General features: G+C 43.3%; 12 protein-coding genes and 1 riboswitch. Of the genes, 9 read left to right on the forward strand and 3 right to left on the reverse strand.

Annotation, left to right across the window (positions count from 1 at the left end):
• Positions 1-150: 150 nt before the first annotated feature.
• The 4 genes from AB4185_RS13345 to dinF all read left to right on the forward strand — a co-directional run bounded on the left by AB4185_RS13345 (position 151) and on the right by dinF (position 3,677).
• Entirely contained in the window at positions 151-513 is a 363-nt protein-coding gene (locus AB4185_RS13345; protein WP_010438699.1) for a diacylglycerol kinase, read from the forward strand.
• Between the two features lie 94 nt (positions 514-607).
• A complete protein-coding gene (gene lexA / locus AB4185_RS13350) occupies positions 608-1,228 on the forward strand; it encodes a transcriptional repressor LexA (protein ID WP_019820514.1) in 621 nt (206 codons plus the stop codon).
• Positions 1,229-1,325: 97 nt separating this feature from the next.
• On the forward strand, positions 1,326-2,204 hold the full coding sequence (locus AB4185_RS13355) for a class I SAM-dependent methyltransferase (RefSeq protein ID WP_017070281.1): 879 nt from the start codon (positions 1,326-1,328) through the stop codon (positions 2,202-2,204).
• A 117-nt stretch (positions 2,205-2,321) separates the two neighbouring features.
• A complete protein-coding gene (dinF, locus tag AB4185_RS13360) occupies positions 2,322-3,677 on the forward strand; it encodes an MATE family efflux transporter DinF (protein WP_017061047.1) in 1,356 nt (451 codons plus the stop codon).
• A gap of 183 nt (positions 3,678-3,860) precedes the next feature.
• On the opposite strand, the gene sthA is transcribed toward dinF, so the two are convergent.
• Positions 3,861-5,261: a Si-specific NAD(P)(+) transhydrogenase gene (sthA, locus tag AB4185_RS13365; protein WP_017061048.1), complete on the reverse strand. Its 1,401-nt coding sequence runs from the start codon at positions 5,259-5,261 to the stop codon at positions 3,861-3,863.
• A 327-nt stretch (positions 5,262-5,588) separates the two neighbouring features.
• On the opposite strand from sthA, the gene fabR reads away from it, so the two are divergent.
• Together fabR and AB4185_RS13375 are read left to right on the forward strand one after the other, a co-directional pair.
• Complete coding sequence (gene fabR, locus AB4185_RS13370) at positions 5,589-6,230, forward strand: HTH-type transcriptional repressor FabR (RefSeq protein ID WP_010438693.1); 642 nt, start codon at positions 5,589-5,591, stop codon at positions 6,228-6,230.
• Entirely contained in the window at positions 6,230-6,601 is a 372-nt protein-coding gene (locus AB4185_RS13375) for a YijD family membrane protein (protein ID WP_004736696.1), read from the forward strand. The genes fabR and AB4185_RS13375 overlap by 1 nt, the downstream gene beginning before the upstream one ends.
• A gap of 80 nt (positions 6,602-6,681) precedes the next feature.
• Here AB4185_RS13375 and trmA read toward each other — a convergent pair whose 3' ends face one another.
• Positions 6,682-7,791, reverse strand: coding sequence for a tRNA (uridine(54)-C5)-methyltransferase TrmA (gene trmA, locus AB4185_RS13380; RefSeq protein WP_372103698.1), 1,110 nt, complete (start codon positions 7,789-7,791; stop codon positions 6,682-6,684).
• A gap of 154 nt (positions 7,792-7,945) precedes the next feature.
• Positions 7,946-8,151: riboswitch (cobalamin riboswitch) on the forward strand.
• 39 nt (positions 8,152-8,190) lie between these two features.
• On the opposite strand from trmA, the gene AB4185_RS13385 reads away from it, so the two are divergent.
• The 3 genes from AB4185_RS13385 to murI are packed head-to-tail and all read left to right on the forward strand — an operon-like array spanning position 8,191 to position 11,592.
• Positions 8,191-10,011 carry a TonB-dependent receptor domain-containing protein gene (locus tag AB4185_RS13385; protein WP_372135538.1) on the forward strand — a complete coding sequence of 607 codons (1,821 nt, stop codon included), beginning with the start codon at positions 8,191-8,193 and terminating at the stop codon, positions 10,009-10,011.
• 48 nt (positions 10,012-10,059) lie between these two features.
• Positions 10,060-10,725, forward strand: coding sequence for an ATPase (locus AB4185_RS13390; RefSeq protein WP_102332806.1), 666 nt, complete (start codon positions 10,060-10,062; stop codon positions 10,723-10,725).
• A gap of 60 nt (positions 10,726-10,785) precedes the next feature.
• On the forward strand, positions 10,786-11,592 hold the full coding sequence (murI, locus tag AB4185_RS13395) for a glutamate racemase (protein ID WP_372106816.1): 807 nt from the start codon (positions 10,786-10,788) through the stop codon (positions 11,590-11,592).
• On the opposite strand, the gene AB4185_RS13400 is transcribed toward murI, so the two are convergent.
• Positions 11,555-12,007, reverse strand: a complete 453-nt coding sequence (locus AB4185_RS13400) for an RNA-binding protein (RefSeq protein ID WP_004736687.1) — start codon at positions 12,005-12,007, stop codon at positions 11,555-11,557. The genes murI and AB4185_RS13400 overlap by 38 nt on opposite strands.
• Positions 12,008-12,488: the final 481 nt, after the last annotated feature.

The raw sequence follows: 12,488 nt of genomic DNA on the forward strand, positions 1-12,488 counted from the left end.
AATCCTATGAGTGAAATAGGGATAAGCCTAGGCGTAAATTTAATCGATGTAAGAATACCAGAAACTGGTCTAACCTTTTAATGGAAATAGTCATATTGCCGTTAAGTTTGTGGAAAATCATTCATCGACTGATTGAGTATAGAGTTAAAAATGACCAAAAAATCAAACACCGGATTCAAACGCATCATAAAAGCAGCAGGCTTTTCATGGCAAGGCCTCACAAGTTCGTTTAAAAGCGAGGCTGCATTTCGGCAAGAAGTGTTCATGGCAGCAATACTGATTCCGTTGGCATTCTATTTGGACGTAAGCCAAGTTGAGCGAATCTTGATGATCTCAGCTGTTGTGTTAGTGATGGTTGTCGAGTTAATCAATACCGCGATTGAAGCAGTTGTTGATCGAATCGGTAGTGAGCATCATGAGCTTTCTGGGATGGCGAAAGATGTCGGCTCGGCGGCTGTTCTCATCTGTCTAATACTAGCGGGTTACGTGTGGCTAGAGATCCTGTTTTTGTAATTTGCTAAAAATGAACTAAAAACAAGCAATTGCTTTGCTTTTGTTCAGTTACTGGATATACTCACAGTCAACTGTATAAAAAGACAGGTGAATCATGAAGCCGTTAACGCCCCGCCAGCAACAAGTCTTTGACCTTATCAAAGGTAAGATCGAAGATTCCGGTATGCCACCGACACGTGCAGAAATCGCGCGTGAACTAGGCTTCCGTTCTGCTAATGCTGCAGAAGAACATTTGAAAGCTCTTGCTCGTAAAGAAGCGATTGAGATTATCCCGGGTGCGTCTCGCGGTATTCGTATTTTGCTTGAAGATGCAGCAAACGAAGAGCAAGGTTTACCATTAATCGGTCAGGTTGCCGCTGGTGAGCCTATCTTGGCTCAAGAGCATGTAGAAATGCATTACCAAGTTGATCCAGGCATGTTTAAACCACAAGCTGACTTCTTACTTCGTGTAAATGGCGAAAGTATGAAAGACATCGGTATTATGGATGGTGATTTATTAGCTGTTCATAAAACACAAGATGTACGCGATGGTCAGGTTGTAGTGGCTCGTGTCGATGATGATGTAACGGTAAAACGCCTAGAACGTAAAGGTTCAACGGTTCTGTTACATGCTGAAAATGAAGAGTTTTCTCCAATCCATGTCGATCTAGAATCTCAACACTTGTCTATTGAAGGGCTTGCGGTTGGTATTATTCGCAACACCGACTGGATGTAGTCAGTACAAACAGCTTATTGATATTTATTCTCAATAACTTGTCATTGTAATTGATATTCATTATCATCTTCTTTGTCGAGATACAAGGAAGATGATGATGCCAAACCCAACCAAACCTCAAATGAAGCCGCTTACTCGTAAGCCGCGCTCCTCTGTTCAAAAGGCTTCTTCTGAACAAGGGTCTGCACATCAAGAATTCCAAGTTCCGACGAACCTCGTTCAGCATCTTTGGTTTCGTAGCCGTGAAAGCCTAGCTGATGATGGTCTCGTTTATGATCCTATCGCAGCTCAAGCCTGCAAGCGTTGCCAGCTCGCACCAGAATGTCTTACCGGTGAACTCGACCAACAGCAACTCCTTTACGCGACACTGACTCAACTTTGTGATTCTCAAGTTCAACAGTTTTTATCTCATAACCCAGATGCTTGGATTATTAACGTGGGAGCAGGGCTCGATACCCGTTTCTACCGTTTAGATAATGGCCGCTGTCATTGGGTTGAGTTAGATGTAACCGAGAATCTGCTTTGGCGACAACGCTTGTTCCACAAAAATGAACGCTATCGCTTAGAGTGTGGCTCTGTCGATGACCTAACTTGGTTGGATGAACTTAATATTCCAGAACAAGCCTCGGTGATGGTGGTGTGTGAACATGCTTTGCTGGATTGTAATGAACAACAGACCGCGAACTTCATTCAGTCTTTGAGCCGCTACTTTACTCATGCACATGCGTGTTTAGTCTTAGCTGGAGATAAAAGCTCAAGTACGTTGGGACAAAAGCTTGGTTCAGGAAAGTATGCTCATGGGTTGTCTTCACCAATAGACAGCGTTCTTAATTGGCTGCCATGGGCACAATGGGTAAAAGCGTTTTCTCCCCTAGACCAACAATGCAATCGTTGGAAATTGTGGCAGCGGCTTCTTTGTAAGATCTCTCAGGTCAAAAAGCGTTTAACGCCGCAGTTAGTGCTCGTTAAGTGGTAACCCTAGTGGTTCTGTATTTCGAGTAACTGAGTACATAGCCGGTATAAGTAAAATTCCACAACATAGTGAAAGCCCACCCACTAGGTTAAACTATCGCCTCTAATCTAAGAGGTGATCGTGAAGCTATTTAATCCCCAAACTATTTTTCAAACGCTATCCAATCAGGCGATGCACAAAAAAGTGCTGCTGCTCGCGATCCCGATGGTTCTCTCTAATATTACTGTTCCACTGCTGGGCTTAGTCGATGCGGCGGTTATCGGTCACCTCGAGCACTCTTGGTATTTAGGTGGTGTGGCGCTGGGCGGCACAATGATCAGCGTGACCTTTTGGTTGCTTGGTTTCCTGCGCATGTCGACAACAGGGCTAGCCGCACAATCTTATGGTGCGAATGATGGCAAGCAACTTGGTTTAGTCTTTGTGCAAGGCGTGACCATGGCCTTAGGGTTTGCTGGTGTCTTTTTGCTTTTACACAGTCTAGTCGCCGATTTAGTTTTCTCATTGAGTAGCGCCAGTGATCAAGTTAAGCACTATGGTCAGCAATATTTCTCAATCCGCGCTTGGAGTGCGCCTGCTGCGCTAACTAACTTTGTGATTCTAGGTTGGTTACTCGGGACTCAAAATGCCAAAGCGCCCATGTGGATGGTGATCATCACCAATATCACCAATATCGTTTTGGATATTGTTTTTGTTATCGGCTTAGGATGGCAAGTGGAAGGTGCAGCATTGGCATCTGTAATGGCTGATTATGCCGGTCTAACATTTGGCTTGATTTGTGTTTACCGAATCTGGGCGAAGAAGCAGTTACCATCGCCATGGGATCTGCTTAAGAAAACCAGCCAAGGTTTGAGTCGTTTCGTGAAATTGAATCGCGATATCTTTCTTCGTTCATTATGCCTACAAGCGACTTTCACTTTCATGACCTTCCAAGGTGCAAGCTTTGGCGATGATGTTGTTGCGGCCAATGCCGTGTTGATGAGTTTCTTGATGATCATCTCTTATGGGATGGATGGCTTTGCCTACGCAATGGAAGCGATGGTCGGTAAGGCGATAGGCGCGAAAGACAAAGATGAGCTGAACCAGTCATTGATTGGAACTTTCTTCTGGAGCTTCAATATTTGTTTGGTACTGACCATAGTGTTCGCACTCGTTGGCTCGAGCTTAATCAATATGATCACCACAATCCCAGACGTGAAGAGTCAAGCCGAGGTGTATTTACCGTGGTTAATCGCAATGCCATTGGTGTCTATGTGGTGCTTCTTGTTGGATGGTATTTTTGTTGGAGCAACTAAGGGCAAGGATATGCGCAATAGTATGTTTGTTGCGACCTGTAGTTTCTTCGCGATTTTCTATTTAGCATCAGGTTTAGAGAACCATGCACTGTGGTTAGCGATGCTGAGCTTTATGGCAATGCGCGGAATTGGTCTTGGTGTGTTGTTTGTTTCTCAGTGGAAGAAAGGGGAGTTTCTCGCTTAGCTCTGAGGGCTCTGTTTGTGGAGAGTAAATGAGGCTGTACAGGTAAAGGGGTATTTAGAACATCATGATCTAATTACTATCAATGCCTTCATATTCAGTGTTTTAAATAAAAACAGCAAGCGCGTGGCTTGCTGTTTATGTATTTGGCCTATGGGTGGTCAAATACTCCTATTGGTTCTTTATCTAGAATAAACGGTTAAGCCCGTTGAGTGCTGCAACACGATAAGCTTCCGCCATCGTTGGATAGTTAAAGGTTGTATTCACAAAGTACTCGATGGTATTTGCTTCACCTTTCTGTTCCATGATCGCTTGTCCGATATGGATGATTTCAGCGGCACGCTCACCAAACACGTGGATACCTAAAATCTCTTTGGTTTCGCGATGGAACAGAATCTTCAAGCTACCAATGTCTTTACCCGCAATTTGAGCACGAGCTAGGTGTTTGAATGAAGAACGTCCTACTTCATACGGTACTTTAGCTGCGGTAAGTTCTTGCTCGGTTTTACCAACAGAACTGATCTCCGGGATGGTGTAGATGCCGGTTGGAATGTCTTCGATAAGGTGGCGTTCAGCTTCACCTTTCACAATTGCTTGAGCCACAAATCGACCTTGGTCATAAGCCGCGCTTGCTAGGCTAGGGTAGCCAATCACATCACCGACAGCGTAAACATGGTCAACATTGGTTTGGTAATTGGTATTTACTGAGACTTGCCCACGCGAGTCCGCTTCTAAGCCAACAGCACCAAGGTTCAGTTTATCGGTATTACCCGTTCGGCCATTGGCATACAGTAGGCAATCAGCGCGCATCTTTTTACCTGACTCTAGGTGAATGATCACGCCATCATCAGTGCCTTCAATTTTCTCAAAGGTTTCATCGTTGCGAATCACGACACCGCTGTTCCAGAAGTGATAAGAAAGTGCATCTGAGGTTTCATTGTCTAGGAATGACAACAGACGGTCACGAGTATTGATAAGATCGGTTTTTACACCCAAACCGCGGAAAATCGACGCGTATTCACAACCAATAACGCCAGCACCATAGATGATGATGTGTTGCGGGTCGTGTTTAAGAGAAAGAATCGAGTCACTGTCGTAGATACGTTCATGCAGGAAGTCGACGTTATCTGGTTGGTAAGGGCGAGAGCCTGTCGCGATAACAAATTTGTCTGCACTGTAATGTTCTTCAGTGCCATCGCTTTGCATTACCGAGACAGTGTTGGTATCGATAAAACGTGCAGTACCAAAGACCAACGTGCACTGGTTGCGGTCGTAGAAGCCTTGGCGTAATCGAGTCTGCTTGTCGATAACCGATTTGGCATGCCCCAAAATGTTAGAAAACGTTGAGTGTATGCTTTTGTTGTTCTGACAAAACAGCGGATTACTGTTGAATTCGATAATACGACTTACGGCATGACGCAGTGCCTTTGAAGGAATGGTTCCCCAGTGAGTACAACCACCACCAACGCTGCTCTCTTTCTCAATGATTGCAACGTTCAACCCGGCTTTGGTTAATCCCATCGCTGCCCCTTCTCCTCCGGGGCCACTACCAATTACGATTACATCAAAGTGGTTGGAGTGCGGCATAGATATCTTCCTTGTTATATTTGAGTAACATTGCTTTAGCGAGATTTTAACTGATTCTGTTCTTGGGTACATGAAAAGGGCATCAGAGAGTCGGTGGGATCACGCAGTGTTATCGAAAAAATAATATTTGGTATGTCGTATGTCTCCAAATGACAGTGTGGATATTGAAATTTTTTCTTCGAACGTATTTACTTCGGTACGTGAACAAAGAGGTATGTTTAGTGTCTTATATAACCAGAGTGCCTTATATAAATAAGTGATTCGCGTTATATTGAATAGAGTATTAGACATGCCTGTTTAGGCTGTAAAAGAAGAAATTGATAAAGTATGAAACCAATGGGCATTCGCGCACAGCAAAAAGAAAAAACTCGTCGCAGCTTAATCGATGCAGCATTTAGCCAACTCAGCGCCGATCGTAGTTTTTCCAATCTAAGCTTGAGAGAAGTCGCTCGTGAGGCTGGAATAGCACCGACTTCCTTTTATCGTCACTTCAAAGACATGGATGAGCTTGGCTTAACCATGGTTGATGAAGGTGGCTTACTGCTGCGCCAGTTAATGCGTCAAGCTAGGCAACGCATAGTAAAAGAAGGCAGTGTGATTCGTACATCGGTTGAAACCTTTATGGAATTCATTGAAAGCAGCCCTAACGTATTCAGACTGTTATTGCGAGAGCGCTCAGGAACTTCATTTGAGTTTCGTGCAGCGGTAGCTCGTGAGATACAGCACTTCTCTGCTGAGTTAACCGAATATTTGATAACGACTGGCATGACAAGGGACGAAGCTTTCACTCAAGCGGAAGCCTCGGTTATCTTAGTCTTCAACTCAGGGGCAGAAGCATTAGATTTAGATCGACGTCAGCGAGATGAATTGGCTGAACGCTTGATCATGCAATTGCGAATGATGGCCAAAGGAGCTTTTTGGTATCGTAAAGAACGTGAACGTAACCGATTAAAAGGCGGGATTGAATAATGTCGAATGAAAATAATACTGTAAACCGTGGTTCTGAAAGAAAAACACTCGTACTTGCTGTTGTAGCCGGTGTGTGTGGTGATGCATTGTTATCTTGGGTAACAATGAGCGAAGTGGGCTTCTCTATTTTCCCGCTTATCGCTTTAGTTTTGGCTGTACAAGCGCTTTACCAAGAGTACCTAACTAACCCAGTATCTGAAGATATCCCACTAGTAGGTTTAGCTTGTTTCTTCGTGGGTGCATTTGGCCACTCGGCTTTTGTGAAGGCACAACACCCTGATGCTGGCTCAAACTTCTTTGCGATTATTGTCGCGATGTTGCTTCTTGCATGGGTAGGTAAGAAACTCGGCTTTATCGGCAAAACTGCTTAAGCTGATTTAGAAATTAAAAAAACGAGCCAATGGGCTCGTTTTTTTGTATCTGCTGTTTGGCTTAGACCTGAAAGCGATACTTACGCTTTACGCTCTAGGAATACGCCAGCTTCCATGTGGTGCGTGTAAGGGAACTGGTCAAACAGAGCAAAACGAGTGATGTCGTGCGTTTCGCTTAGAATGTCTAGGTTCTCTTTCAATGTCTCAGGGTTACAAGAGATGTACATGATGCGCTCGTAGCCTTGCACCATCTTACAAGTATCAACGTCCATACCTGAACGCGGTGGATCAACAAAGATAGTGTTGCAGTTGTAGCTCTTTAGATCGATGTTTGCTTGCTGTAGGCGGCGGAATTCACGCTTACCTTCCATTGCTACGGTAAAATCTTCCGCAGACATACGAATGATCTGAACATTATCAATCTTGTTCGCCGCAATGTTGTATTGAGCAGATTCTACAGATGGCTTCGCTAGCTCTGTTGCAAGTACACGCTCAAAGTTTTGTGCCAGAGCTAATGAGAAGTTACCGTTACCACAGTAAAGCTCAAGCAAGTCACCTTTGCTGTCTTGAGTACAGTCGACAGCCCATTCCAACATTTTCTCTGCTACTTTGGCGTTTGGTTGAGTAAAGCTGTTCTCTACTTGCTGGTATATATAGCTATCACCATTCACATCTAGCTTTTCAATGACGTAGTCGCGATCCAGTACGATTTTCATCTTACGCGCACGGCCAATCAGGTTTAGGTTAAAGCCTTCATCATTTAATTGCTGCTTAAGCGCTTTAGCATCTTGAATCCACTGTTCACCTAATTGACGGTGGTAAAGCAGTGACACCAAAATCTCACCGCTTAACGTAGAAAGGAAGTCTACTTGGAATAGCTTGTGGCGTAGAGAGTGGTTGCTCTTCATTGCATCCGTTAATAGAGGCATTAGATCGTTGATAAGACGACTAGCCGCAGGAAACTGGTCTACGCGGTATTTTTCTTTGGTCTCTTGATTGAACATGACGTAATACATATCGTCACCTTCATGCCACACGCGGAATTCAGCACGCATGCGGTAGTGTTGTTCTGGAGATTCATACACTTCCAGCTCAGGCACATTGTATTGTGAGAACATTTCAGTAAGACGTTCAGTCTTTTCTGCGAGCTGTTCTTGGTAGCGTTGCGGGTTTACATCTAAATTCGCCATTGTTATGCCTTTTGCTGTCGTGCTTTTAAATCAAGAGCGCAGATTTTATTCAATCACAGGCGCTTGTCCAGTGTTGAGAGCTATTCAATGTAAATCGACCTTGAAAACTATAGCTTATAACTATCTTAGACTAGACAAATGATTCATAGGTTAATACTATCTCCGACAAGCTGGTGCCATTTGGATGTATAGATGGCTGAAGAGGGAATCTGGTGTGAATCCAGAACTGACGCGCAGCGGTAAAAGAGAACGAGTATTCATAAGACACTGCAAATAGCTTTTTGTGGGAAGTCGAATATTAGGTAACCATAAGGGTTGTGCTCTTGAGTCCGAATACCTGCCAGCGGCTAAGCCACACAATGTGGTTTGGTAGGACTTTACGCGATTTAGGATCACAACATGAACAAATCCCTTTTAGCGGTTGCTGTAGCATCGCTGCTTTCACCTATCTCCAATTTACACGCCCAACAAGCATCTGCCGACGAAACCATGGTGGTTACGGCTAACCGTTTTGAGCAGCCTTTAAGTGATGTTATTGCATCAACAACGGTTGTTTCTAAACAAGAAATCGAAGAAACCCAAGCTAAATCTCTAGTGGATGTATTGAAACGAGTACCTGGCGTTGAAGTTTCTCAAAGTGGCGGACGTGGACATAGCGCATCTGTTTTTATGCGCGGCTATAATAGTGATCAAGTATTGTTTCTAGTTGATGGTGTCCGTATTGACTCTGCTGCTGGCGGTATTAATTTTAATCATATCCCAGTAGGCATTATTGAGAGAGTTGAAGTGATTCGTGGTTCTGGCGGAGCTCTTTATGGTTCTGATGCTGTAGCGGGTGTAATTAATGTTATTACAGCCTCTGGTAGTTCAACTGAATCGACAATGATTTCCGTTGGAGCTGGTAGCGACGCTCAAAAGGAAGCTAATTTTTCAACGACCCGTAATTTGTCTAATGGTGGAACATTAAAGCTCGCTGGTGGTTTTGATGAGACTGAAGGTTACGATATCAAAGATCCTGCTACTGGACTTAATTATGGGTATGAAAGCCAAAATCTTTTTGCATCGTATTCTCAACCTATTAATGAGGCCTTTTCAGGTAGTGCTTCAGTTCGCTGGTTCGATAGTTTAACTGAGTACGATTCTGGTGGTAAGAACTATGGCTACTCTGAGAATCTGAGTGTTACAGCTGCTCTTGATTATAAAGGTGATAACTTAAGCTCGACTCTTAGGGCTAATCAACAAGCGATCGAGAACCTAGACTATTCTCAAGCTCAGGGTAAAGATAATGCTGGTACTAAAAAGAAAATAGACCTAACGAACTTACAGTTCTTAAATCAGTATTACATCAACGAGAACGTTTCTGTTGGTGCTGGCGCAGATTGGCGTAGAGAAAAGCTTGATGATGATGCTTTGTCATATGGATCTCCTGATGCTCTAGCTGGTGAGTCTCGCGATACGACGGGTGTTTACGCTTCTTCTGAACTTAGATTCGGTGATGTTCAAATCGTAGGTAGTGTGCGTAACGATAAACACGATACATACGATAATCATACGACTTGGTCTTTAGGGACTCGCTATTACCTAACGGAGAAACACTCGTTAAGAGCTGCCGCAGGTACATCATTTAAAGCTCCGAGCTATTCTGATCTAACAACAAACTCAGACCTAAAACCTGAAGAGGCCGAAAATCGCGAAATTGGATACACCGGTGAATTCGATTTATTCAAGCTGGATGTGACTGCATACGATAATGAAGTCGATAACTTAATTATTTGGTATGAAGGTAGCCCATTTTGGTATCCTCAAAACGTAGATGCAAAACTTAAAGGTTTAGAAATCACAGGTAATTTTGACACGTGGTTTATCCATCACACGGTTGTTGCTGAGTTTAAAGATCATAAAGACTCTGCGGGCAACAAATTAGCGAAGCGTGCTGATGAAAACTACAAGTGGTTGATGGATGCTTCATATGAAGATTTTGATGTGAACCTTACTTATACATACACGGGTGATAGAGCGGGTAATCCAAAAGAAACAACCGATCCAGATAATATTTTGCCATCAGTGAGCTTGTGGGATGTTTCTGTGGGGTATTGGATTTCCCCTGAGCTAGTTGTTCGTGGTCGAGTTGATAACTTAACTAACGAGAAATACCAAACAACGCTAGGATATAACGCTCCTGAACGCAGGTACTTTGCTAATCTAGCTTACCAATTCTAATTTACACCTAAACCGCCTTCGGGCGGTTTTTTCTTATTGGGTATATCAATGAAAAAGAAAGTCGTCATAAGTTGGTCGTCAGGCAAAGACTCTACATTAACCCTAGAACGTCTACTTGAAAGCACCGAGTATGAAGTTGTTGCTCTCTATACTACGTATGTTGGAGATGAGGTCCCTTTCCAAGTCACGCCAATCGAGGTTGTCGGAATGCAGGCTACATTGATCGGTTTGCCTCTAATAACGATTGAGCTGCCGGAGGTGTTCCCAAGTAACGAGATCTATCAAAGTACGATTGTTACGGCGCTTAAAGGATCGGGTTTATCTATTGATGCCGTGGCATTCGGCGATATGTTTTGCAATGGTATTGCTGATTACCGAAGAAGTTATATAGAACCTGCGGGCTGGGAGTGTGTATTTCCTCTACTAGGAGAGAGTAGCCAAACTCTGGCTCAAGAAATCATAAATAGAGGAATCGAAACCTTTCTCGTCACAGTTGATAGCGATGCATTAGACATGAGCTATTGCGGGAAAGAATACACGCCTGAACTAATAGACAGTTTGCCAAGTCACGTCGACCCATGTGGAGAAGATGGTGAGTTCCATACCTTAGTAACGTCAGCGCCATGCTTTAAAGGTAAGCTCAAGATAGAGCTAGAAAATGTAGAGCAGGGTGAGCGCTTTGGGCATCAACGCTACCGAGCTTGCATTATATAGAGTGATGATTGGCGAAAACTAAGTGAAGGGGTATCATTGCTGCGGAACTTCTTACAGGTAATGGTTGTGTCGAAAAGCATACAAAAAAACATATTGGTCTTTGATTCTGGAGTTGGCGGCCTCTCTGTATATAAAGAGATAAGCCAGTTACTACCAAATCACAACTATATCTATGTATTCGATAACGAGGCTTACCCATATGGTGAGCTCGATCAGCAAGTCCTCATTCAGCGAGTCCAAAGTATCGTCGCCAGTTTTGTTGCGAGTCACGCTATTGATATTGTGGTGATAGCTTGTAATACGGCCAGTACGATAGTCCTGCCTGCACTTCGCGCTAATAACCTTATCCCTATTGTCGGTGTTGTCCCGGCAATCAAACCTGCCTCGTTACTGGCTAATAAAGCGGTTGGACTTATTGCAACCCCTGCGACGATTACTCGTGAATACACACACGAGCTCATCAAAAACTTCTCGAGTAATAAAAGAGTCGAGCTTTTAGGTTCTACTCGGCTGGTGGATATGGCCGAAGATAAACTCAGAGGTGAGGCGATTGACCTTGAAGAGTTGCAGCAAATCCTTCAACCGATGATCAATACAATCGATGTGGCCGTTTTAGGATGCACACATTTCCCACTGATCAAATCAGAGATTCAACAAGTCTTAGGTAAGAGTGTTTTATTGGTTGATTCCGGTAAAGCGATTGCGAAGCGAGTTCAAGATTTATTGGATTTGGAAAGTGGTAATAAAGAAAGGGGAGTGCGCGAGGTTTTTTGTAGTGCACTTCCTAAGAAAGAAAGTGCACTAAATAGCATGTTAAAGCAGTTAGGATTTAGCTCAGTTCAGCTTCGTCCGTTTCTGGATGTTTAGGATCATTTGCAACTCGCACTTTTAAAGTTCGTTGCATGTAATCTTTATCGTTAAGTTCTGAAATAGCATGATTCACATCATTGCTAGCCATTACGACAAATCCAAAGCCTCTTCTTTTACCAGTACGTTTGTCTTTCATTAAGCGTACTGCAAATACTTCACCATACTCTGAGAATAATTCACGTACGTGTGATTCATTCGCTTTGTATGGAAGGTTACCTACATAAAGTGTTTTTGTTGATGCCTTAGGTTCTGAATCTGATTTTGAGTCGGTGCTTGAAAAGTTAACAACAAAAGCGGAAGCCAAGACACCAAGGATAAAGGTAATTGCAGGCGATATATCTACCTGAGAGAAAACAATGCCACCTAGAACAGCTAGTGCGACAATTAACAACATCGATTTTTTTGAGTTCATATCGGAATACTACATATTAATAAACGAAATAGACGCATCTACTCTTAACAAAATAGATACATGAATCTTACGTTCATGGTTTCCATTTTGCCAATGTATTGCTGTGATACGTCTCAAATGTTTAGTTTTTATTCGAAAAATGCGGATCTGGTGGCTTTTTAGGCGAACAAAACTTTTATTCAAAAAAGCCCTTGTGCTCTATGTCGATCTCTCTATAATGCCGCCTCACCGACACGGAGTGAGACGAAAGTCACACGGCGAAATCGGTAGAGAAAAAGGAGTTGAAAATAACCCTTGACTCTCTAAGTGGTGCAGGTATAGTACGCACCCCTAGCGACTGAGATGTGAATCACAAAACGCTAGCGCTCTTTAACAATTTAAACCTATCAATCTGTGTGGGCACTCGTTGATGAATATCAAAACGTTTTATCGTTAGATAAAACAGATTCTTCGGAATCAAAATTGATTTCAATGAACTGAG

The organism is Vibrio sp. 10N.286.48.F5 (genome assembly GCF_041469785.1).
GTDB lineage: Bacteria > Pseudomonadota > Gammaproteobacteria > Enterobacterales > Vibrionaceae > Vibrio > Vibrio crassostreae_C.